Here is a 21,102-nt window from a genome sequence, read left to right on the forward strand (position 1 = left end):
CGCAGGCGGTCGGCGAACCAGGCGGGCGTCGCCTCGGCGTCGAGCCGCACGCGCCGGCCGGCCAGCGCGTCGATCGCGGCGGGCAGTTCCGCGCGCGGGCGGACGGTGACGGCGTTGCCGAGATGCGCGCGGGTCTCGGGCGGCACCTTCTCCGGCGCCATGAACAGGTCGACGCGCGCATCGGCCTGCAGCAGCGCGAAGCCGAGGGCGAGCGGCGTGTGGGCGAGATCCCCGCCACGGATGTTGAGCAGCCAGGCGAGCGAATGCGCGTCGGCGAGGATCGCCGCCTCCTCCCCGGCCTCGCGCAGCGTGGCGGCGGCCTCGTTGCGCTTCTCCTCGGCCGTCTTGCCGGCGAAGTCGATGGGATGCGGCACGGCTTGCGCCATGGGCGGCGCGGGGCGGTCGGCCCAGGCGGCGTCGAGCGGGTTGCCGGGCAGCGGGACGAAGGTGACGCCGGGCGTGGACAGCCGCTCGATGGCGGGCCCGGCGTGCAGCCAGGGGTCGTAGCCGATGGAAAGCCCCGCGGCGTGCTGCTTCAGCCAGGCGGCGGGCGGTTCCTCTGTGATGTGGCGGCAGTCCCAGAGCGCGGGGTCCGTCTGGTCGCGCACCTGCAGCGTGTAGCGGCCATCGGTGAAGACGGCGGCGCGGTCGGGCAGGACGATGGCCATGCCGGCGGAGCCCGTGAATCCGGTGAGCCAGGCGAGGCGTTCGGCCGAGGGCGGGACGTATTCGCCGAGATGCTCGTCGGAGCGGGGGATGATGAAGCCCTGGACGCCGGCCGCGGCGAGGCGGGCGCGGAGGGCGGCGAGGCGGTCGGAGGGGGACAGTTTCGTGATCCTTGTTACCGCAAAGTTGCATTCATCCACAGGAAACCATGCTTCTCGCGCATATCTCAGGCGTGACCTTCACGCATTACCTGTGTCCTCGATGCATCTACATGACGGGCCTGACAGGCGGCCCGGCGCCGGAACGGGCCGAGCCGCCACCCAAGGAAACCTATCATGGACGCCCGCATCACCAAGGCCGAGGCCGCTCTCCTGCTGCCCGCCACCACCCTCGAAAGCCCCCGCGTCGCGGAGGTGGAGCGCATCCGCCTCGCCGCCATCGCCGCGCGCGACGCCGCGGTGGCCGACACGCTGCGCCGCGCCGTGACCGGCACGTGGCGCTTCGTCGCCACGCTGGCCGGCGCGGTCCGGGACTTCCCGGCGCGCATCGAGACCTATCGCGCGCTGCGCCAGCTCTCGGACCGGGAACTGACCGATATCGGCATGACCCGCCTCGACATCGGCCGGGTCTTCGAGCCAGGGTACGCGCCCCGCCCGGCGAACGACCAGCAGCGCCGCGCCGCCTGAACCGCTGCGTGCGGCGGGGCTTCGGTCCCGCCGCGGTGCCTGCCGGTGCCTGCCGGCCCGCGCCACCATCCGATGGGGGATGAGGGCCAGACGGATATTGCGCTACAGCACTATCCGATCACACTGAATCAGTGTGATCGGATTTCGTGCTGTAGGATCAATGGTTTCTGGAGCAAGAAATCCGATCAGCCGCTCCCGGCTGATCGGATATTGCTCTAGTGTGCCCGTCTCCTCGGGATCACCGCCATGCACCGACACCTGTTCGTCCTTCTCGGACTGCTGCTTCTTGCCGCCCCCGCCGCGGCGCAATCCCCCTGCCCCGCCGACTTCCAGGCGCAATCGGCCCCCCTGGCCTGCACCTGCGCGGCCGAGGCCGCGGCCTCCGGCCAGGTCTGGGGGACCGGGGACTACACCACCGACAGCCGCATCTGCCGCGCCGCCCTGCATGGCGGCGCGATCCCGGCCTCGGGCGGCGTCGTGCTCGTCAGCCCGGCGCCCGGCCATCCCAGCTACACCGGCACCGCGGCGAATGGCGTCACGACCTTGAACTACGGTCCCTGGCCGGCCTCCTTCAGCGTCGCGGCGGTCCCCACCTGCCCCGAAACCTTCGAGAACGAGCCCGTGCCGATGACCTGTACCTGCACGGCCGAGGCGGGGCGGATCGGCGCGGTCTGGGGCACCGGCACCTACACGACCGACAGCCGCATCTGCCGTGCCGCCATCCATGCGGGCGTCATCCTGCCCGGCGGCGGTACCGTCATCGTCTCCCCGGCACCGGGCCAGCAGGCCTATCGCGGCAGCGCGGCGAACGGGATTACCACGACCAATTACGGGCCCTGGCGCGCCTCCTTCACCCTGGCCCCGGCCTCCGGCGCGCTCCCGCGCCAGGCGCCGGCCGCCGCCCTGCCCGCCTGCCCGGCGGATTTCGAGGGCCGGACGGAAGACCTCGCCTGCCGGTGCAGCGCCGCCCAGGTGGCGACCGGCGACATCTACGGCACCGGCATCTTCACCGCCGACAGCGCGATCTGCCGCGCCGCCCGGCATTCCGGGGTGATCGGGCCGGAGGGCGGCCCGGTGAGCATCGTCGTCCTGGCCGGGCAGGACGAGTATTTCCCCTCCACCGCCAATGGCATTACCTCGCTGCGCTTCGGGCCCTACGGCGCCTCCTTCTCCTTCCGGCGCTGAGGGCATAGCCTTCCCCGGTCTTTCCACGCGGGGATTCCATCCGATGCGCCTCGGCCTGTTCATGATGCCGCTGCACCCCCCGCAGCGCCCGATGCATGAGACGTTGGCCGAGGATACGGAGAAGTCGCTGCTGGCCGACCGGCTGGGCTTCGACGAGCTGTGGGTGGGGGAACATTTCTCCGCGACCTCCGAGCCCATCGCCTCGCCGCTGATGTTCATGGCGGGCCTCGCGCACCGCACGCGGCTGACCTTCGGCACGGGCGTGATCAACCTGCCGAACCACCATCCGGCGATCGTCGCGGCGGAAGTCGCGCAGTTCGACCACATGTCGCAGGGCCGGCTGATGCTCGGCATCGGCGCGGGCGGCCTCGCCTCGGACTTCGAGCTGTTCGGCGACATCGCGCCGATGGAACGCGGCAAGCGCATGCTGGAATCGATCGCGACGATCGAGGCGATCTGGGCCGGCGGCCCGCCCTACGACATTCCCGGCGCGACCTGGCCGATCCGCCTGAGCCGCACCGTGCTGCCCGACTACGGCGTGGGATACATGCCGAAGCCCTTCCAGCCGGGCGGGCCTTCCATCCACATCTCGGCGCGCCAGCCGGACTCCTATGGCGTGACGGTGGCGGCCGCGCGCGGCTGGGGCGTGATCAGCGCGAACTTCGTCGCGCACCGCGTGCTGTCCGGCCACTGGCGCAGCATGGCGAAGGGCCTGGCCGAGGCCGGCCGTCCCGTGGATGGCGCAAAATGGCGCGTCGCGCGCAACATGGTCATCGCCGCAAGCGATGCCGAAGCCCGCGCGCGCGCCACCGCGCCGGAGGGCGCGACGCGCTACTACTTCGACTATCTCGGCAGCCTAGCGAAGCGCGCCGGCCTCGCCGGCACCATGACGCCGCGGGAGGAGATGGACCCGATGAGCGCGACGCCAGAGGACATGATCGAGGCCTGCGTGATCGCCGGCAGCCCGCGGACCGTGCTCGACCGGCTGGTGGCGCTGCGCGACGAAGCCGGGCCCTTCGGCCATCTGCTGATGCCGGGGCTCGACTGGTCCGGCGTGAACGCGGAATGGGAAGCCGAGACCATGCGGCGACTGGCGGAGGAGGTGATGCCGCGGCTGCGCCAGCATGCGGATGCGACGGCGCGCGCGGCGGAGTGATGCGAGCTGCCGCGGATCGTGGTCGATCCGCCCTCAGGCACCGGCACGTTGGCATCACTCGCGCGCGTTAACCGATGATTCAGGTTCGGCGCGCAGCATGGGACGATGCAGGTCGCAATCTCCGCCTCCGTCCAGGGTCTCCAGCGCGCGGGCGAACGCATGGACCGCGCCGCGGCCACCATCGCCGCGCCGACGCCCGCGACGGCGCGCGGCAGCGATCCCTCCCCCGCCCCGCCCACCGGCAATGAAGGCCTGACCGCCGCCCAGGCGAGCGGGGAGATGGAGCGCGCGATGGTCGACGCGATCGTCGCACGCCGCACCTATGAGGCGAACGCGAAGGCCCTGCGCATCGCGGATGAGGCGCAGCGCAGCCTTCTCAGCCGCGGCGCCTGAGCACCAGCGTCGTCCACGGCCCGACATCGATCCGCCGTTCCAGCACCAGCCCCTGCCGCCGGTGCGCGGCGAGCACCATCCGCGCCTGGGTGCCCAGCAGCCCCGCCAGGATCGCCGTGCCGCCGGGGGCGAGGTGCAGCGCCAACTCCCGCGCCATGGCGCAGAGCGGCCGCGCGAGGATGTTCGCGAAGATCAGCTCGTAGCGCACGCCCTTCATCGACCGCGGCTTCCAGCCATCGGCGAGGATGCTGCGCATCCGCCGCGGCCCCAGCCCGTTCATCCGCGCATTCTGGTCGCAGACGCGGACCGACCAGGGCTCGATGTCCGTCGCCAGCACGCGGCAGGGCCCGGACTTCGCCGCGGCCATCGCCAGGATGCCCGAGCCGCTGCCGAGGTCGCAGATGGAACGCGGCCGGCGATGCGCCACGCGCTCGAAGGCCATCAGGCAGCCCTGGGTCGAGGCATGTTCCCCCGAGCCGAAGGCCAGCCCCGCATCCAGCTTCAGCACGATGCGCCCGTGCGTGACCGGGTCCGGCACATGCGTCGGCCGGATCAGGAAGCGCCGCCCGACCGGCATTTCCGGGAAGGCTTGCACGGTGCGGGCGAGCCAGCCTTCCGCTTCCACGGGCGCGACCTGCACCGCCGGCGGGTCGATGCCCGCGACCGCGGCGGCCAGGGCAAGAGCCGCTTCGAGCTCATCCTCATGCGCGCCGGCTTCGCGCACGCCTTCCACGCGCCAGGTGTCGGTCGGCTCGTCGCGGAAATAGGCGACGGTGGTGCAGACCTGCTCGAGCGCCGCCTCGAAGACCGGCACGGCGTGTTCCGGCAGGCCATCGATGACCAGCGCCTCCAGCGGTTCCGCCCGACGGCGGGACAGCGCGCCAGGCGCATCGGGACCGGAAGGCCGCATCACGTCTTCTCCACGAAACTGTCGAGCAGCCGCTTCTGCCCCGCCTTCTCGAAGGCGATGTCGAGGCGGTTCTCCTCGATCGCGGTGATCCGGCCATAGCCGAACTTCTGGTGGAAGACGCGTTCGCCGACCTGGAAGGCGCCTTCCTTGGCCGGGCGTTCCTTCACCTCCCACGCGCCGGCCTCGATGGTCCGCCGCGGGCGCTGCGCAAACAGCCCGCCGCCGGCGAAGACCGAATGGCTGCGCGCTTCCCGCTGCGCCCCGCCTTCGACCACGACCTCATTCGGCGGCAATTCATCAAGGAAGCGCGACGGGATGGACGAGGTCCAGTTGCCGTAGATGCGCCGGTTCGCCGCATGGCTGATGACGGCCACGCGCCGCGCGCGCGTGATGCCGACATAGGCGAGCCGCCGTTCCTCCTCGAGCGCCTTCTCCCCGCCCTCGTCCAGGCTGCGCTGGGAGGGGAACAACCCTTCCTCCCACCCGGGGAGGAACACCATGTCGAACTCGAGGCCCTTGGCCGCGTGCAGCGTCATCAGCGAGCAGCGCTCGCCCTCCGCCGCCTCGTCATTCTCCATCACCAGCGCGACGTGCTCGAGGAAGCCGGCCAGGCTCTCGAACTCGCCCATCGCGCGCACGAGCTCCTTGAGGTTGTCGAGCCGCCCCGGCGCCTCGGGCGACTTGTCCTGCTGCCACATCGCCGCGTAGCCGGACTCGTCGATCAGCGTCGCGGCCATCACCACATGGCCTTCCGCGGGCAGCATGGCGCGCCAGCGCTCGAAGCCCTGCAGCAATTCGCGCAGCGCCTCCCGCGCCTTGGCCTGCTTGATCGCGCCTGTCTCCAGCGCGCGCGCGGCGGCGAGGCTGAGAGGGATGCCCTCCGCCCGCGCGATCGCATGCATCTCGCGCATCGCCGTGTCGCCCAGGCCGCGCTTGGGCACGTTCACGATCCGCTCGAAGGCGAGGTCATCGGCCGGCTGCGCCATCACCCGGAAATAGGCGAGCGCGTCGCGGATCTCCTGCCGTTCGTAGAAGCGCGCACCACCCACCACGCGATAGGGCAGGCCGAGCAGGATCAGCCTTTCCTCGAAGGCGCGCGTCTGGAAGCCGGCGCGCACCAGGATCGCGATCTCTCCCAGCGAGGTGCCCGACCGGCGCGCGGCCTCGATCCGCTCGCCCACCATGCGCGCCTCCTCCTCGCTGTCCCACAGCGAGACGACGCGCACCTTCTCCCCTTCCGCATCCGCGCGCCCGCTGCGCAGCGTCTTGCCCAGCCGCCCGGTGTTCTTCGCGATCAGCCCCGAAGCGGCGGCGAGGATGTGGCGCGTCGAGCGGTAGTTGCTCTCCAGCCGCACGATCGCGGCACCGGGGAAATCCTTCTCGAAGCGGAGGATGTTCTCGATCTCCGCGCCTCGCCAGGAATAGATCGACTGGTCGTCATCCCCGACGCAGCAGATGTTCCGGTGCGCCTGCGCGAGCAGCCGCAGCCAGTAGTACTGCACCAGGTTCGTGTCCTGGTACTCGTCCACCAGGATGTAGCGGAAGCGGCGGTGATACTCCGCCAGGATGTCGGGTTTGGTGCGCAGCAGCGTGACCACATGCAGCAGCAAATCGCCGAAGTCGCAGGCGTTGAGCGCCTTCAACCGATCCTGGTACGCCGCGTACAGTTCCGTGCCGCGCCCGTTCGCATAGTCGGAATCCTCGGCGGGCGTCACCGCCTCCGGCGACAGGCCGCGATCCTTCCAGCGCTGGATCACGCCCATCATCCCGTTCGGCGGCCAGCGCTTGGTGTCGATGTTCGCCGCTTCCATCACCTGCTTGAGCAGCCGCGCCTGGTCGTCGGTGTCGAGGATGGTGAAGTTCGACGTCAGCCCCACCTCCTCCGCATGCCGGCGCAGCATGCGCGCAGCGAGCGCGTGGAAGGTGCCGAGCCACAGGCCTTCCGCCGGCTGGCCGAGGATGGCGGCGACGCGCTCCCGCATCTCCCGCGCCGCCTTGTTGGTGAAGGTCACGGCCAGCACCTGCGACGGGAAGGCCTTCCCCTGCAGCAGGATGTGCGCGAAGCGCGTGGTCAGAACGCGCGTCTTGCCGGTGCCGGCGCCGGCGAGCACCAGCAAGGGGCCGTCCACGGCTTCCACCGCGGCGCGCTGTTCGGGGTTCAGGCGGTCGAGGTAATCCGTCATTGGATCAAGGTCAGGGGAGGGGAACCTCCCCCGAACCCCCTCCCTTTTTTGTCTGTGGGCATGGGTCGCAACTGTCGCATCCGCGCTGGCTTGCCAACGGAAAAAGAAGGAGGGGGCACGGGGGAGTTCACTCCCCCGCCTACTGGCAATTCCCCACGGAACCCGCGGCACAGATACGCCGCCCATCCGTCCAGCGCGCCCCGCCCAGCAGCGCGCCGGACATGTTCGCGCCGGCGAGGTTCGCACCCGTAAGGTCCGCCTCGCTCAGATCCGCGCGGAACAGAGTCGACCGCCGCAGGTCGGCCCCCGCGAGCGTCGCCCCGCGCATGATCGCGCGCGTGAAATCGACCGAGCGCAGGTTGGCGCGCGAGAGGTCCGCGTTCGTCAGGTCGGCGGAGACGAAGCGCGCCTCGATCGCATCCGCCTCGATCAGCTTCGCGCCCGTCAGGGTGGCGCGCTGGAAGGAGGCATCGCGCAGATGCGCGCGCGTCAGGTCCGCATCGGCCAGTTCCGCCTGGTCGAGCAGGCAGCGCCGCCACTCCACCCCGGGCGCGGGTGGGTCGGTGCAGCCGGCGAGGACCGGGGTTGCGGTGAGGACCAGCCCCGCGAGGAGCATGAGAAGCGAGGATGGCGTGTGCACGCTGCGGGATATAGAAGCTGTGGGGCCTCCCTCCAACCGCCGGTCCCGCCGCCCTGTCGCCCCTGCGCTTCCTGGAATGGTCCGCCCGTCAGGGCGGCACGCTGCTCGCGGTGGGCATCTTCGTGGGGCTGCTCGTCCCGCCGCTGGCGGCGCTGTTCCGGGATGTGGTGACCATCACCGTCGCGGGGCTGATGACGCTGGTGCTGCTGCGCGTCGATCTTGCGCAGGTCGTCGCCTATCTGCGGCGGCCGGTGCTGGTCGCGGCACTGTCCGCCTGGCTGCTGCTGGTCCTGCCGGTGCTGACCTATGCGGTCGCGATGGCGGCGGGGCTGGATGGGCCGCTGGGCGCGGCGCTGGTGATCAGCGCGATGGGCTGCGCGGCCACCTCCTCCCCCGCCTTCGCACGGCTGGTGGGGCTGGATGGGGAGATCAGCCTGGTCGTTGCCGTCATCACCACGCTGCTGGTGCCCTTCACCGCACCGCCGCTGGCCCTCGGGCTGATGGGGATCGACCTCGCGATATCGCTGCAGGGGCTGATGGCGCGGCTGGCGCTGGTGGTGGGGCTGCCGCTGCTGCTGTCCATCGCCATCCGGCGGATGGTCGCACCGGCGACGCTGGCGCGCTTCGGGCCTGCGGTCGATGGCTCCGTGGTGTGGCTGGTGGTGCTGTACGGCTTCGGCGTGATGGACGGGATGCTGGCGAAGCTGCTGGCCGAACCCGCCTGGGTGATGGGCGGGCTGGCGCTGGCGTTCGCGGGCAATTTCGGGATGAACGTCGTGACGGCGCTGGCGTTCCTGGCCGCGGGGCGGCGGGTGGCGCTGGCGGGGGGGCTGCTGGCGGGCAACCGGAACATGGCGCTGTTCCTGGCGGTGCTGCCGGCGGCGACGGATGAGCGGATTCTGCTGTTTTTTGCCCTGTGCCAGTTCCCGTTGTTCCTGAGCCCGTTCCTGCTGCGGCCGGTGTATGGGCGGATCAGGGCGGGGTAGCGGGGCGGACATTATCTTCTGTTGCCCCCGATACACGGGACACACAGCCCCAAATCCCTTACACAAGAAGATCCCTCATCCACGATTGAGCCAAAAAATTAAATGTAAAATAAACGGAACTCGATTATTCATGCCTTATTTCACAAGATCATCTATTTCTTCATTCGACTCAGTGCACTTGCGGACGCTCACCAAGCGTCTCTTCAGCGATTCTCCCTACCGCATCCCATTCTGCGCCACGAAATCGGGGAACTACAATACTATTGTCCGCTCGCTGGCGAAGTTTTTGTGTAAGCGCTCTATCATTTTCAAGCAATAACACAACGATGACTTTCTTGCGCAATTGATATCGAGCGGTCGAATTTAGAAGTAGGGCTTCGTACGCCTTTGTGGGGCTTGTTCCGAAAAAAAGCGCAACCGGAGGTCTTTTAGCCGCACGAAGCACGACGTCCGCAGGCCACTCGTTCAGATCGGGCTCGACTGAGGTCTCATATTCAATCCGCGCACGGCCAGCCACTGCACGCTCCAAGGATTTTCGTGCTTCTTCAACCCAAACCGCTTCTGCCTTCTCTCGCGTAGTCTGAAGTAATTCCTGCACGCGCAACAATAGAGCTATGAAACGCAGGGCGGCGGTCGCAACAATTTCTTCGCGAAGTGCTTCAATCGAAAGCTCTCCGCTCTGCTCGTCGTAAGTCGCCTCGTAGTCGCGCAGGAGAGTCTGGAACGTGTCGGCGCGCGCTCCATTTCCCAAATCGGCGCCGGCGGCCTCAATGTATGGGATTGTCGTTCCATCGTCCTGCAAGCGCCACGCGCCGGCCGCGTCCGGCCCGATGATGTAGAACATCAATGGCTCGCCTGAAACACCCCTGAAGCCTGTCGTGACTGCAAGGCCAGCAGGGACCCTCTCAACGATCAGGTTGTCGCAGAAGGCACGGCAAAGCTCGTCCTTCATGGCACCAATCCAAACGGCGGCACGTTATCTAGCCTAAAGAAGCGACGAGCAACAGCAAACGCCGCCTCATCGCTCATTGTTGCAGGATCGGGCTGGCTGGCGCGCTGCGCGCGATTCAAGTTCCTTACCCATGGGCCGCGATGAATGCCGGCCGGCACGTCGCTTAAGGGGCCGCACGTGGCGTGAACATGCCAGCCCTTATGGTCGGGGTGCTTCTCGAAGCTTGCGACGACCCTCGTATCGCCTCCATCAGTGAGCCCCAAAATGGCTTGGTACTGACCAAGCGGGGCCGAGTAGTTGATGAGAAGCCGAAAGCTGGCACCGGAGGCATCAAAAGTCACAATGCGCCATCGCCGGTTTCCGAGACGGTATGTCTTGTTGCCGGATTTGGAGAGCGGAAATGCTGCGCGCGGCATCTTGCCATGCGCCCACGGCCCTAGGGTCAGGTTTTCTTTAGTCGCTAGGATGACGTTGCGGAGCCTCACAGATTAAACGTAGCGACCTCAACACGATCGCGTCCAGACGGTATCCAAAGAGTGATCTAGGAATATTTTCGTTGCCACAATTACCTAAGTGGCGTATCCTGCCTCTCAGCAGGAGGTCCCCGGCCGATGCGCCCATGCGTCCGCCACAGCCCGGCCCGATGCGCCCGCGAGACCCTCGCCGGCGGCCCTGCCGCCATGCGCGCCGCGATTTTGTCCGAAACGCCCCCGCGCCCCGCCCCGGGGAAATTGTCCGAAACCCGCCCACGCCCCCGCGCGCGGAATTTGTCCGAAACGCGCATCGACCAGGGGATGGCCTCCCAGGACATCAATCCCAGAACCCCCACCCCACCGAATTTGTCCGAAACTGGCGGGCGCGGATTCCGCCCCGCCCACCGCGCCCGCCCGGCCTCAGCCCGCCGCCTTCGGCCGCGCGCCCAGGATATGCGCGATGGCGTAGGTCAGGTCCGGCCGGTTCAGCGTGTAGAAGTGGAATTCGTCCACCCCGTTCGCCTGCAGCAGCCGCACCTGTTCGGCCGCGACCACGGCCGCGACCATGCGGCGCGTCTCCACATCCTCCTCCAGCCCCTCGAACAGCTTGCCCATCCAGGCGGGGACGGAGGCGCCGCACATGGCCGAGAACTTCGTAACCTGGGCAAAGTTCGACACCGGCAGGATGCCCGGCACGATCGGCACGGTGATGCCCTTGGCCAGGCAGCGGTCGAGGAAGCGGAGGTAGGTTTCCGTGTCGAAGAAGTACTGGGTGATGGCCCGGTTCGCCCCGGCATCGATCTTCCGCTTGAGGAAATCGAGGTCCGAATCGGCCGAGAGTGCGGCCGGATGGGTCTCGGGATAGGCGCCGACGCTGATGTCGAAATCCCCGATCCGCTTCAGCCCGCGCACCAGGTCCTCCGCCTGGGCGTAGCCGCCGGGGTGGGGGGTGTACTGGCTGGCACCCGCCGGCGGGTCCCCGCGCAGGGCGACGATGTGCCGCACCCCGGCCTCCCAGTAGCGACGGGCGACGGCGTCCACTTCCTCCCGCGTCGCGGCGACGCAGGTCAGGTGCGCGGCGGGCGTCAGGGAGGTCTCGGAGACCAGCCGCGCGACGGTCGAATGCGTCCGTTCCTGGGTCGATCCGCCCGCCCCGTAGGTGACGGAAACGAAGCGCGGCGCCAGCGGCTCGAGCCGCCGGATGCAGGCCCAAAGCTGCTCCTCGAGCTTGTCGTTCTTCGGCGGGAAGAATTCGAAGGACAGGCGCGGCGGCGGCATCTCCGCCGGCGCCGGCAGGCTGGAGAAGCGCGGGCCGGTCAGCCAGCGGGCCAGCGTGCCGGTGGTGGTGTGGTTCATCGCGCGCAATTCCCGTTCGCTCGCGCCGGATCGGGCGCGGCGGCGTCTCTCGCCCGTCCGCGCCACGCTGGCAAGGTTTCGTCACAGCAGGGCACGCAACGATTCATCGCGGGCCAACCGTCTCCCGTTAGAGTGGCCTGTGTGCTTCGCGAAACAACCCCAGGCCACAGAACGGTTCCAACGGTGCCCGAGACATTGTATGGCGCGCCCATGCCGCCCGTCCGACACGGCCTGCTGCGCGCGACCGCGCTCGCCGCCGTCCTCCTCGCCGCCGCCTGCGCCACCCGTCCGCCCGCGGACGATCCCGAGGCGCTGGCCGAGTTCCGGGAGGCGAACGACCCCTTCGAGCCCGCCAACCGCGCCCTGTTCGAGGTGCATGAGGTGGCGGACCGCTTCGTGCTGCAACCGGTGGCCGAGGCCTATCGCGACATCCTGCCCCAGCCGGTGCGCAACGGCATCCGCAACCTGCTGGGCAATCTCCGCGCGCCGGTCATCCTCGCCAACGACCTGATGCAGGGCAACATCAGCCGGGCGCGGATCACGCTCGGGCGGTTCATGGTCAATTCCACGCTCGGCCTGGGCGGCATCCTCGATGTCTCCCGCGAATGGGGCGTGCCCGGCCATTCCGAGGATTTCGGCCAGACGCTCGCCGTCTGGGGCCTGGGCGAGGGCTTCTACATGTTCGTCCCGCTGCTCGGGCCTTCCTCCCCGCGCGACCTCGCCGGCCAGGGGGTGGATTTCGCGATCAACCCGCTGACCTGGCTGGGCCAGGGGGCGGCGGTCGATGCCGCCGGATGGACGCGGCTCGGCCTGACCGTCGTCGATACGCGCGAGGCGGTGCTGGAGCCGATCGACCAGGTGCGGGCGACCTCGCTCGACCCCTACAGCACGATCCGCTCGGCCTATCGCCAGCGCCGGGCCTTCGAGATCGAGAACCGCGAGGACGGGGGACGCGCCGTCGCGCCGGCCGGTGTCACCGGCTTCGGCCAGGGCGTCACCCAGCCCGCCCCTCCGGAGACGCGCCGATGACTTCGAATCGCCCAACTCGGACCCATATTCGCGCCATGGACCGCAGGACCTTCCTCCCCCTCCCCTTCCTCGCCGCCGGGCTGGCGGTGCTGCCCCGCGGCGCGCGGGCCGAGGTCGACCTCAACCGCGCGACCGCCTTCATCCAGCAGGCGGGCAACGAGCTGGTTGCGGCGATCAACGACCCGAGGCTCGACCTGCCGGCGCGGCGGGACCGGGTCGGCGCCATCCTGCGCCGGACCATCGACATCGAAGGCACGGGCCGCTTCATCCTCGGCCGCTATGTGCGCCAGGCGAACCCGGCCGAGCTCGCCGAATACAACCGGCTGTTCGACGACATCATCGTGCGCAACCTTTCGGCCCGCTTCGGGGAGTACCGGGGCGTGAAATTCTCGCTCGGGCGCAGCCAGCAGCGGACGGAGGAGGACGCGCTGGTGAACACCATCATCGAGCGGCCGAACACGCCGGCCTTCTCGCTCGACTGGCGGGTGAGCGAGGTGGGCGGCCAGCCCCGCGTGGTGGACGTGATCGCCGAGGGGACGTCGCTGCGGCTGACGACGCGCAGCGAGTATTCGGCGGTGATCCAGCGCAATGGCGGGCGCGTGGCCTCGCTGCTGGAGGCGATGCGCAACCAGATCGCGCAGCTGGCGGCACGCGAAGGGCGGGGCTGACCGGCAGCGTCTTGACGCGGATCAAGGCAGGTCACGCTTTCGCGCGCGTAGCCTCGCCATGTTTCGTGAAGGGAATGCCGCCCATGGCCGACCAGACGCCCAGCCTCAGCCTCAAGGACCTGTTCGCGGCGAAGGCCGCCGCCGCAGCCCGCCGGCGCGCCGAGGCCGAGGAGGCGGAAGCGCAGAAGAAGGCCGAGCTCGCCGCCTTCTCCGACCGCGTGCAGACCTACCAGATCACGGAGGAGGACCGGGAACGGGCCCTCGGCCGCATCCGCCGCGCCTTCGAGGCCGGCGAGCGCGAGCTGATGCTGGTGAAGTTCCCCTCCGTGCTCTGCGAGGATGGCGGGCGGCGCATCAACAACCACCTCGATGGCTGGCAGGACACGCTGCCGGGCGTGATGCACAAGGTCTATGAGTGGTGGGACCGCGACCTGAAGCCGGGCGGCTTCACCTTCTCGGCCCGCGTCATCGACTTCCCCGGCGGCATGCCGGGCGACATCGGCATCTTCATCGGCTGGCCGCAGACGCTGGACTAGGCGCCGCGCATGGGCGCGGTCGAGGACCTCGCCGCCTGGGCCTGGGCACGGCACCACAACGAGTGGAGCTGGTGGATCAGGCCCTTCTTCCTGCTGCCCTATTGCTGGTTCGCCTGGCGCAGGAGCCTCGCCGGCATCCTGCTGACGCTGGTCGCGCTGCTGACCAGCATGGCGTGGTTCCGCGCGCCCGCTGCGCCATCGCCGATGGCCGTCGCGGTGCTGGCGGCGGAACGCGACTACCTGCTCGGGCCCTGGGGGCCGGCGAAGATCGCAGTCGCCTTGCTCGTGCCCGGGACGCTCGCGGCGCTGGCCATCGCCTTCTGGCGGCGCTCCTTCGCCTGGGGCGTGGCGGTGGTGAACGCGATGGTGCTGGCGAAGATCGCCTGGACCTTCGTCGTGTTCACCGGGGAGGGCGCGCTCCATCACCTGACGCCGGCCGCCTTCGGGCTGCTCGCCTGCAACCTCGTGCTGCTCGTCGCCTGGCGACGGTGGCGGACGGGCTAGCCCCGGCTCTCGAACACCAGCATCCGGTGCCCCTGGTGGCGGAACTCGCCGGCCGGGGCCATGCCGATGTCAGTCAGCACGGCGCGGGACGCCTCGTTCTCCTCCCGCGCCACGGCGATGATGCGCGCGAGGCCCGCGCGGTGGCCGAAGCCGAGCGCGGCGCGCGCCGCCTCGCGCGCATAGCCCTTGCCACGGCATTCGGGCCACAGCGCGTAGCGCAGCGCGACGCCGCGCCCGTCCGGCCGCTCCATGAAGCCGCAGATGCCGAGGAAATCGCCGCTCGCGCGCTCGAAGACGCACCAGGTGCCGTAGCCGCGCACCTCCCAGAAGTCGATGTCGTCCTCCAACTCCTCCCGCGCACGTTCCGCGCTGCGCACGCCGTGCAGCATCCAGCCGAAGACGCGCTCATCGCCCTTGAGGCGGATGAGGTCGGCGAGGTTCTCGCGCCCGGGGGGGATGAGCATCAGGCGCTCGGTGGTGAGCAGGCGTGTCGAGCGGAGGGCGGCGAGGGTCATGGCGCGCGAAGGAAGGTCGGGGGAGGGGAACCTCCCCCGATCCCCCTCCCTTTTCTGTCCGTTGGCAAGGGTCGCGGCAGGCGCGCCGGGACTGTCCTGGTGACGGGCAGAGAAACCGGGGGAGTTCCCTCCCCCGGCCTCTTCCCACGCATCCTCACCGCGCCAGCGGCTTGTACTTGATGCGGTGCGGGTCGGTGGCGTGCTCGCCGAGTCGACGTCGCTTGTCCTCTTCGTAGGCCTCGAAGTTCCCCTCGAACCACTCGACGTGGCTGTCGCCCTCGAAGGCCAGGATGTGCGTGGCCAACCGATCGAGGAAGAAGCGGTCGTGCGAGATGATGACCGCGCAGCCCGCGAATTCCATCAGCGCGTTTTCCAGCGCGCGCAGGGTTTCCACGTCGAGGTCGTTGGTCGGTTCGTCGAGCAGGAGCACGTTGTGCTCCTTCTTCAGCATCTTCGCGAGGTGGACGCGGTTGCGCTCGCCGCCCGAGAGCGAGCCCACGCGCTTCTGCTGGTCGCCGCCGCGGAAGTTGAACGCGGCGCAGTAGGCGCGCGAGGCGACGCTGCGCTTGCCGATGGTGATGATGTCGTCGCCGCCGGAAATCTCCTGCCAGACGGACTTGCTGTCATCGAGGCTGTCGCGGCTCTGGTCGACATAGCCGAGCTGCACGCTCTCACCCACCACCAGCGAGCCGGCGTCGGGCGTCTCCCGACCCATGATCATCTTGAACAGCGTCGTCTTGCCCGCGCCGTTCGGCCCGATCACGCCGACGATGCCGCCCGGCGGCAGCTTGAAGGAGAGGTTGTCGATCAGCAGCCGGTCGCCGTAGCCCTTGGACAGGTTCTCGGCGACGATGACGGTGTTGCCCAGGCGCGGCGCCGGCGGGATGGCGATCTCGGTCGGGTCGGGCGCCTTGTCCTGCGACTTGCGCAGCAAGTCCTCATAGGCCGCGATGCGCGCCTTGGACTTCGCCTGGCGGGCGGAGGGGCTACGCCCAATCCAGTCCCGCTCCTCGGCCAATTGCCGCTGGCGCGCGCTCTCCTCCCGTTCCTCCTGCGCCATGCGCTTGCGCTTCTGCTCGAGGTAGGTGGAGTAGTTGCCCTCGTACGGAATGCCGCGGCCGCGATCGACCTCGAGGATCCACGACGTCACGTTGTCGAGGAAGTAGCGGTCGTGGGTGACGATCAGCACCGTGCCCGTATAGGCCTTCAGCGTCTGCTCCAGCCACGAGACGGATTCCGCATCGAGGTGGTTGGTCGGCTCATCCAGCAGCAGCATGTCTGGCTTCTCGAGCAGCAGCCGGCAAAGTGCCACGCGCCGGCGCTCGCCACCCGAAAGGCTGGTCACAGCGGCCTCGGGCGGCGGGCAGCGCAGCGCGTCGAGCGCGATCTCGACCTGGCGGTCGATCTCCCAGCCATTCGCGGCGTCGATCTTCTCCTGCAGCTCGGCCTGCTCGGCGAGCAGCGTGTTCATCTCGTCTTCCGACATCTCCTCGGCGAACTTCTCGGAGATCTCGTTGAAGCGCGCCATCTGCGCGTTCAGCTCGGCGAAGGCGAGGCGGACATTCTCGCCGACCGTGAGGTCGGGATCGAGGTGCGGCTCCTGCGACAGGTAGCCCACGCGCACGCCTTCCGCGGCCCAGGCCTCGCCGCCGAACTCCTTGTCCTGGCCCGCCATGATGCGCATCAGCGTGGACTTGCCGGCGCCGTTCGGCCCGAGCACGCCGATCTTCACCCCCGGCAGGAAGGACAGGGTGATGCCCTTGAAGACTTCTCGCCCGCCTGGATAGGCCTTGGTGAGATCCTTCATGACGTAGACGTACTGGTAGGCGGCCATGGCGCGGTCAACCTGCGGTTTCTGAGGGTTGGCGCGGTTCTACAGGCCGGGCCGGGCGGCGCCAAGGCACGGCGCGCGCATCGCCGCCGGGGCGCGGTCCGCGCGCGGCGCGGCCACCATGGGCCCGGCAGGACTCGAACCTGCAACCAAACCGTTATGAGCGGTCCGCTCTGACCATTGAGCTACAGGCCCATGATGGCCCCCTGATTGCCTTCAGCCGCTGAGGAAATCAAACGCGGCGAGGGCGTGGACGCGCATCACGGCCTCGAGTTCCGCGATCTCCGCCCATTCGTCGGCGCCGCCCATGTTGTGGGGCGTCGGGCCGTAGACCACGGTCGGCAGCCCGGCCATGCGGAACCAGCGCGCGTCCGACCCGCCGACGCGCATGTTCACCGCGACCGTGCCGCCCAGCACCTCCTCCGCCGCCCGGTGCGCCAGCCGCACGATGGCCGCGTCGGGGTCGGTGTGGTTGGGCTCGAAGCGGCGCAGCACGCGCCAGGAAATGCCGGGCAGCCAGTCGAGCCCCGCATGCAGCGCCGCCTCCGCCGCGTCGCAGGTGACGCCCACGGGTAGGCGGATGTCGCAGGCGGCGCGCGCGATGGCTGGCACCAGGTTCGGCGCGGTTCCGCCCTCCACCCGCCCGATATTCACCGTCACGCGGCCCAGCACCTCCGCCTCCCCCGCGCCTGCGAGCGGCTCGCTGACCGGCTTGGCATCCGCGATGGCCGCGATGACGGCGGGCGGGGCGGCGACCGGCAGGTCCACCAGGCGCGAGACGGCGTCGAGGGCGGCGCGCAGCCGGTCGATCGCGTTCTCCCCCAGATGCACATGCGCGCCATGGGCGGCGCGGCCCGCGGCCTCCACCTCGATCCAGAGGAAGCCCTTCTCCCCGAAGCGCAGTACGCGGGGGCTGCCGGCATCGCCGATGATGACGGCACCCGCCTGCGCGAGGCCCGGGACATGGTCGAGCAGCCATTTGGTGCCGAGCGGGCCCATGCTCTCCTCGTCGCCGGCCAGCGTCAGGATCGCCTCCCCCCGCCAATGCGCGCGGTGTTCCGCGAGCAGCGCGAAGGCGAGGATGGAGGCGGCAATGCCGCCCTTCATGTCCGCCGCGCCGCGGCCGTACAGGCGCCCGTCCCGCACCTCGCCGCGCAGCGGGTCGACGGTCCAGGGCAGGGCCTCGTTCACCGGATAGGTGTCGAGATGGCCGTTGAAGGCGAGGACGCGCCCCGGCCCGGCGCCGGCGATGCGCGCCACGACGTTGGTCACCTCGGGGGAGGTGGCGTGCAGGCTGACCTCCGCCTCGGGGGCCAGGGCGCGGAGGATGACGGCCGCTTCCCCGGCGCAGGCGCGCACATCGCCCGGCGGGTTGGGGGATGGCACGGCCATCAGCCGGCGGGTCAGGGCGACGGTGTCCGCCGCGCGGGACTGGGCGGCGGCGGCGAAGGTGGCACGGGCGGGATTCATGGGGGGAACCTGTGCGCAGCCGGCATGGTGCGCAAGCCCATGCCTTCCGCCGATCCGGGCGCTCTGCTACAGGCCCGCGCCTGCCCGCAGCCGGAGCGAGACCCCATGCGCATCGACGCCATCCCGATCGGCAAGGACCCGCCGAACGACGTGAACGTGATCATCGAGGTCCCGATCGGCGGGGAGCCCATCAAGTACGAGATGGACAAGGCGGCCGGCACGCTCTTTGTCGATCGCTTCCTGCACACCCCGATGCGCTATCCGGGCAATTACGGCTTCGTCCCGCACACGCTCTCGGCCGATGGCGACCCGATCGACGTGCTGGTCGCCAATACCCGGCCCATCGTGCCGGGGGCCGTGATCCGCGTCCGCCCGGTCGGCGTGATGAAGATGGAGGATGACGGCGGGGGGGATGAGAAGATCATCGCCGTGCCGGTGCCCAAGCTGACGCTGCGCTACCAGCATGTGCACGAATACACGGACCTGCCGAAGATCACGATCGAGCAGATCCAGCATTTCTTCGAGCACTACAAGGATCTCGAGCCCGGCAAGTGGGTGAAGTTCATCGGCTGGGGCGGCGCGGCCGAGGCCCGGCAGCTGATCACGGACGCGATCGAGCGCGCCCGGACCGCCTGACGCGCGGGGCCGTGGCCCTGGCCCCCCGGGCGGGGGCCAGGGCGCGCCGCCCCCCGTTGCGCCCCCAGCCCTTCCCCCTCTAGACAGGTGGCCGCCCTTCGCAGGGGGGCGTCATGCGGCCGGGAGACCGCGTCTTTTTGGGGGAGTCCACACCTTGCTGACCGTCTGGCTGATCATCGTGATCGCGCTCGGGGCGTTGTCCATCGCCTATGGCGTCGTCACCGCGAAGGACGTGCTGTCGCGCGATCCTGGCAATGAGCGCATGCAGGAGATCGCCAAGGCGATCCAGGAAGGGGCGTCCGCCTACCTCAAGCGCCAGTACACCACCATCGCCATCGTCGGCGCGGTGCTGTTCGTGCTGGTGGCCTGGCGGCTCGGCCTCACGGTCGCGATCGGCTTCCTGCTCGGCGCGGTGCTGTCGGGCGTGGCGGGCTTCATCGGCATGAACGTCTCGGTCCGCGCCAACCTGCGCACGGCGCAGGCGGCGATCGGATCGCTGGCCGGCGGCCTCGACGTCGCGTTCAAGTCGGGCGCGATCACGGGCATGCTGGTCGCCGGCGGCGCGCTGCTCGGCGTCGCGGTCTACTTCTTCCTGCTCACGGTGATCGGCGGGCTCGAGCCCAATGACCGCACGGTGATCGACGCGCTGGTGGCGCTCGGCTTCGGCGCCTCCCTCATCTCCATCTTCGCGCGCCTGGGCGGCGGCATCTTCACCAAGGGTGCGGATGTCGGCGGCGACATGGTCGGCAAGGTGGAAGCCGGCATCCCCGAGGACGACCCCCGCAACCCGGCCACCATCGCGGACAATGTCGGCGACAACGTGGGCGACTGCGCCGGCATGGCGGCCGACTTGTTCGAGACCTATGCCGTGACCATGGTCGCGACGATGGTGCTGGCCGCCATCGCCTTCGCGGGCACGGACTACCTCAAGGCGGGGATGATCTTCCCGCTGGCGATCGGCGCGGTCTGCGTCGTGACCTCCATCGCGGGCACCTACTTCGTGAAGCTGCCCGCGAGCAACAACATCATGGGGGCGATGTATCGCGGCTTCGCGGTCACGGGCGTGCTGTCCCTGATCGCGCTGCTGCCGCTGTCCTACATCATCTTCGGCTTCGGCACGGCGACGGCGGCCGGCGCCTCCTTCGGCGCCTTCTCGCTGTTCCTCTGCGGCGTGGTCGGCCTCGCGGTCACCGGGCTGATCATCTGGATCACCGAGTACTACACGGGCACGAACTTCCGCCCCGTGAAGGCGATCGCGGAATCCTCGGTGACGGGGCACGGCACGAACGTGATCCGCGGGCTTGCCGTGTCGATGGAATCCACCGCCCTGCCGGCGCTGGTGATCATCTTCGGCGTGCTGATCGCCTATGGCCTCGCGGGGCTGTACGGCATCGCCATCGCGGTGACGACGATGCTCGCGCTGGCGGGCATGGTCGTGGCCCTCGATGCCTTCGGCCCGGTCACGGACAATGCCGGCGGCATCGCCGAGATGGCCGGCCTGCCCAAGGAAATCCGCCAGACGACGGATGCGCTGGATGCCGTCGGCAACACCACCAAGGCGGTGACGAAGGGCTATGCGATCGGCTCGGCCGCGCTCGGCGCGGTGGTGCTGTTCGCCGCCTATACGCAGGACCTCGCGTATTTCGCGGCGAACGCGACCCAGTACCCGTACTTCCAGGGCATGGGCGCGCTGACCTTCTCGCTGTCCAACCCCTATGTCGTCGTCGGCCTGCTGTTCGGCGGCATGCTGCCCTACCTGTTCGGCGGCATGGCGATGACGGCAGTGGGTCGCGCGGCGATGAGCGTGGTCGAGGAGGTCCGGCGCCAGTTCAAGGAAAAGCCGGGCATCATGCAGGGCACCGAGAAGCCGGATTACGGCCGCGCGGTGGACATGCTGACCAAGGCGGCGATCAAGGAGATGATCATCCCCTCGCTGCTGCCCGTGCTCTCCCCGATCGTGGTCTACTTCGGCATCCTCGCCATCGGCGGGAAGGCCGCGGCCTTCGAGGCGCTGGGCGCGATGTTGCTGGGCGTGATCGTCACGGGCTTCTTCGTCGCGGTGTCCATGACCACGGGCGGCGGCGCCTGGGACAACGCGAAGAAGTACATCGAGGACGGCCACCATGGCGGCAAGGGCAGCGATGCCCACAAGGCCGCCGTCACCGGTGACACCGTCGGCGACCCGTACAAGGACACGGCCGGTCCGGCCGTGAACCCGATGATCAAGATCACCAACATCGTGGCGCTGCTGCTGCTGGCGATGCTGGCGCATAGCTGAGGCTCCGCCTCAGCGCGAACCTTTGGGGGCCGGCGGAGCGATCCGCCGG

The 21,102-nt window shown here is 69.4% G+C and carries 21 protein-coding genes and 1 tRNA gene; 11 read left to right on the forward strand and 11 right to left on the reverse strand.

The window, feature by feature from the left end:
• The coding region (locus HW577_RS04675) for an aminopeptidase P family N-terminal domain-containing protein (RefSeq protein WP_332837439.1) at positions 1-866 on the reverse strand (866 nt) is incomplete at its 3' end.
• 135 nt (positions 867-1,001) lie between these two features.
• Between HW577_RS04675 and HW577_RS04680 the strand changes: the two genes are divergently transcribed.
• From HW577_RS04680 to HW577_RS04695, 4 genes are all read left to right on the forward strand, one after another.
• Positions 1,002-1,352 carry a DUF1127 domain-containing protein gene (locus HW577_RS04680; protein ID WP_198374908.1) on the forward strand — a complete coding sequence of 117 codons (351 nt, stop codon included), beginning with the start codon at positions 1,002-1,004 and terminating at the stop codon, positions 1,350-1,352.
• A 246-nt stretch (positions 1,353-1,598) separates the two neighbouring features.
• Positions 1,599-2,537, forward strand: coding sequence for an LCCL domain-containing protein (locus tag HW577_RS04685; RefSeq protein WP_198374909.1), 939 nt, complete (start codon positions 1,599-1,601; stop codon positions 2,535-2,537).
• Between the two features lie 43 nt (positions 2,538-2,580).
• Positions 2,581-3,693: an LLM class flavin-dependent oxidoreductase gene (locus tag HW577_RS04690; RefSeq protein WP_198374910.1), complete on the forward strand. Its 1,113-nt coding sequence runs from the start codon at positions 2,581-2,583 to the stop codon at positions 3,691-3,693.
• 105 nt (positions 3,694-3,798) lie between these two features.
• Entirely contained in the window at positions 3,799-4,086 is a 288-nt protein-coding gene (locus HW577_RS04695; protein ID WP_198374911.1) for a flagellar basal body rod C-terminal domain-containing protein, read from the forward strand.
• On the opposite strand, the gene HW577_RS04700 is transcribed toward HW577_RS04695, so the two are convergent.
• The 3 genes from HW577_RS04700 to HW577_RS04710 form a co-directional block, all read right to left on the reverse strand.
• On the reverse strand, positions 4,070-4,996 hold the full coding sequence (locus HW577_RS04700) for a 50S ribosomal protein L11 methyltransferase (RefSeq protein WP_198374912.1): 927 nt from the start codon (positions 4,994-4,996) through the stop codon (positions 4,070-4,072). The two genes, HW577_RS04695 and HW577_RS04700, sit on opposite strands and share 17 nt — an antisense overlap.
• The gene (locus HW577_RS04705; RefSeq protein ID WP_198374913.1) at positions 4,996-7,179 is read right to left on the reverse strand and encodes an ATP-dependent helicase; all 2,184 of its coding nucleotides are present in this window, start codon (positions 7,177-7,179) and stop codon (positions 4,996-4,998) included. The genes HW577_RS04700 and HW577_RS04705 overlap by 1 nt, the downstream gene beginning before the upstream one ends.
• 139 nt (positions 7,180-7,318) lie before the next feature.
• Positions 7,319-7,819, reverse strand: coding sequence for a pentapeptide repeat-containing protein (locus tag HW577_RS04710; protein ID WP_332837440.1), 501 nt, complete (start codon positions 7,817-7,819; stop codon positions 7,319-7,321).
• Between the two features lie 110 nt (positions 7,820-7,929).
• Between HW577_RS04710 and HW577_RS04715 the strand changes: the two genes are divergently transcribed.
• The gene (locus tag HW577_RS04715) at positions 7,930-8,805 is read left to right on the forward strand and encodes a hypothetical protein (protein WP_332837441.1); all 876 of its coding nucleotides are present in this window, start codon (positions 7,930-7,932) and stop codon (positions 8,803-8,805) included.
• Between the two features lie 169 nt (positions 8,806-8,974).
• On the opposite strand, the gene HW577_RS04720 is transcribed toward HW577_RS04715, so the two are convergent.
• The 3 genes from HW577_RS04720 to metF all read right to left on the reverse strand — a co-directional run bounded on the left by HW577_RS04720 (position 8,975) and on the right by metF (position 11,586).
• A complete protein-coding gene (locus HW577_RS04720; protein WP_198374914.1) occupies positions 8,975-9,757 on the reverse strand; it encodes a DUF1828 domain-containing protein in 783 nt (260 codons plus the stop codon).
• Entirely contained in the window at positions 9,754-10,173 is a 420-nt protein-coding gene (locus HW577_RS04725) for a hypothetical protein (protein WP_198374915.1), read from the reverse strand. Before HW577_RS04725 ends, HW577_RS04720 begins: the two co-directional genes overlap by 4 nt.
• A gap of 477 nt (positions 10,174-10,650) precedes the next feature.
• Positions 10,651-11,586: a methylenetetrahydrofolate reductase gene (gene metF / locus HW577_RS04730; protein WP_198374916.1), complete on the reverse strand. Its 936-nt coding sequence runs from the start codon at positions 11,584-11,586 to the stop codon at positions 10,651-10,653.
• 210 nt (positions 11,587-11,796) lie between these two features.
• Between metF and HW577_RS04735 the strand changes: the two genes are divergently transcribed.
• The 4 genes from HW577_RS04735 to HW577_RS04750 all read left to right on the forward strand — a co-directional run bounded on the left by HW577_RS04735 (position 11,797) and on the right by HW577_RS04750 (position 14,323).
• On the forward strand, positions 11,797-12,615 hold the full coding sequence (locus HW577_RS04735; protein ID WP_198374917.1) for an MlaA family lipoprotein: 819 nt from the start codon (positions 11,797-11,799) through the stop codon (positions 12,613-12,615).
• A gap of 35 nt (positions 12,616-12,650) precedes the next feature.
• Positions 12,651-13,283 (forward strand): MlaC/ttg2D family ABC transporter substrate-binding protein, encoded by a 633-nt coding sequence (locus HW577_RS04740; RefSeq protein ID WP_232474681.1) that lies wholly within the window; start codon positions 12,651-12,653, stop codon positions 13,281-13,283.
• Between the two features lie 83 nt (positions 13,284-13,366).
• Positions 13,367-13,819, forward strand: a complete 453-nt coding sequence (locus HW577_RS04745) for a hypothetical protein (RefSeq protein ID WP_198374919.1) — start codon at positions 13,367-13,369, stop codon at positions 13,817-13,819.
• Positions 13,820-13,828: 9 nt separating this feature from the next.
• Positions 13,829-14,323 carry a hypothetical protein gene (locus tag HW577_RS04750; protein WP_198374920.1) on the forward strand — a complete coding sequence of 165 codons (495 nt, stop codon included), beginning with the start codon at positions 13,829-13,831 and terminating at the stop codon, positions 14,321-14,323.
• Here HW577_RS04750 and HW577_RS04755 read toward each other — a convergent pair.
• From HW577_RS04755 to HW577_RS04770, 4 genes are all read right to left on the reverse strand, one after another.
• The gene (locus HW577_RS04755) at positions 14,320-14,838 is read right to left on the reverse strand and encodes a GNAT family N-acetyltransferase (RefSeq protein WP_198374921.1); all 519 of its coding nucleotides are present in this window, start codon (positions 14,836-14,838) and stop codon (positions 14,320-14,322) included. The genes HW577_RS04750 and HW577_RS04755 overlap by 4 nt on opposite strands.
• 154 nt (positions 14,839-14,992) lie before the next feature.
• Positions 14,993-16,672 (reverse strand): energy-dependent translational throttle protein EttA, encoded by a 1,680-nt coding sequence (gene ettA / locus HW577_RS04760; RefSeq protein ID WP_198374922.1) that lies wholly within the window; start codon positions 16,670-16,672, stop codon positions 14,993-14,995.
• A gap of 119 nt (positions 16,673-16,791) precedes the next feature.
• A tRNA-Ile gene (locus HW577_RS04765) sits at positions 16,792-16,864 on the reverse strand.
• A gap of 21 nt (positions 16,865-16,885) precedes the next feature.
• Entirely contained in the window at positions 16,886-18,139 is a 1,254-nt protein-coding gene (locus HW577_RS04770) for a M20/M25/M40 family metallo-hydrolase (protein WP_198374923.1), read from the reverse strand.
• Positions 18,140-18,244: 105 nt separating this feature from the next.
• Between HW577_RS04770 and ppa the strand changes: the two genes are divergently transcribed.
• Positions 18,245-18,775, forward strand: a complete 531-nt coding sequence (ppa, locus tag HW577_RS04775) for an inorganic diphosphatase (RefSeq protein ID WP_198374924.1) — start codon at positions 18,245-18,247, stop codon at positions 18,773-18,775.
• Between the two features lie 154 nt (positions 18,776-18,929).
• Entirely contained in the window at positions 18,930-21,053 is a 2,124-nt protein-coding gene (locus HW577_RS04780) for a sodium-translocating pyrophosphatase (protein WP_198374925.1), read from the forward strand.
• Positions 21,054-21,102 lie beyond the last annotated feature (49 nt).

The sequence above is a fragment of the Neoroseomonas rubea genome, assembly GCF_016106015.1.
Lineage (GTDB): Bacteria > Pseudomonadota > Alphaproteobacteria > Acetobacterales > Acetobacteraceae > Neoroseomonas > Neoroseomonas rubea.

What these genes read in the sequence shown, in the direction of transcription:
- ettA (WP_198374922.1), bottom strand. Translation starts at nt 16,672, where the DNA reads ATGGCCGCCTACCAGTACGTCTACGTCATGAAGGATCTCACCAAGGCC.
- HW577_RS04685 (WP_198374909.1), top strand. Translation starts at nt 1,599, where the DNA reads ATGCACCGACACCTGTTCGTCCTTCTCGGACTGCTGCTTCTTGCCGCC.
- HW577_RS04700 (WP_198374912.1), bottom strand. Translation starts at nt 4,996, where the DNA reads ATGCGGCCTTCCGGTCCCGATGCGCCTGGCGCGCTGTCCCGCCGTCGG.
- HW577_RS04750 (WP_198374920.1), top strand. Translation starts at nt 13,829, where the DNA reads ATGGGCGCGGTCGAGGACCTCGCCGCCTGGGCCTGGGCACGGCACCAC.
- HW577_RS04745 (WP_198374919.1), top strand. Translation starts at nt 13,367, where the DNA reads ATGGCCGACCAGACGCCCAGCCTCAGCCTCAAGGACCTGTTCGCGGCG.
- HW577_RS04720 (WP_198374914.1), bottom strand. Translation starts at nt 9,757, where the DNA reads ATGAAGGACGAGCTTTGCCGTGCCTTCTGCGACAACCTGATCGTTGAG.
- HW577_RS04735 (WP_198374917.1), top strand. Translation starts at nt 11,797, where the DNA reads ATGCCGCCCGTCCGACACGGCCTGCTGCGCGCGACCGCGCTCGCCGCC.
- HW577_RS04690 (WP_198374910.1), top strand. Translation starts at nt 2,581, where the DNA reads ATGCGCCTCGGCCTGTTCATGATGCCGCTGCACCCCCCGCAGCGCCCG.
- HW577_RS04770 (WP_198374923.1), bottom strand. Translation starts at nt 18,139, where the DNA reads ATGAATCCCGCCCGTGCCACCTTCGCCGCCGCCGCCCAGTCCCGCGCG.
- HW577_RS04705 (WP_198374913.1), bottom strand. Translation starts at nt 7,179, where the DNA reads ATGACGGATTACCTCGACCGCCTGAACCCCGAACAGCGCGCCGCGGTG.
- HW577_RS04695 (WP_198374911.1), top strand. Translation starts at nt 3,799, where the DNA reads ATGCAGGTCGCAATCTCCGCCTCCGTCCAGGGTCTCCAGCGCGCGGGC.
- ppa (WP_198374924.1), top strand. Translation starts at nt 18,245, where the DNA reads ATGCGCATCGACGCCATCCCGATCGGCAAGGACCCGCCGAACGACGTG.
- HW577_RS04740 (WP_232474681.1), top strand. Translation starts at nt 12,651, where the DNA reads ATGGACCGCAGGACCTTCCTCCCCCTCCCCTTCCTCGCCGCCGGGCTG.
- HW577_RS04725 (WP_198374915.1), bottom strand. Translation starts at nt 10,173, where the DNA reads ATGCCGCGCGCAGCATTTCCGCTCTCCAAATCCGGCAACAAGACATAC.
- metF (WP_198374916.1), bottom strand. Translation starts at nt 11,586, where the DNA reads ATGAACCACACCACCACCGGCACGCTGGCCCGCTGGCTGACCGGCCCG.
- HW577_RS04680 (WP_198374908.1), top strand. Translation starts at nt 1,002, where the DNA reads ATGGACGCCCGCATCACCAAGGCCGAGGCCGCTCTCCTGCTGCCCGCC.
- HW577_RS04755 (WP_198374921.1), bottom strand. Translation starts at nt 14,838, where the DNA reads ATGACCCTCGCCGCCCTCCGCTCGACACGCCTGCTCACCACCGAGCGC.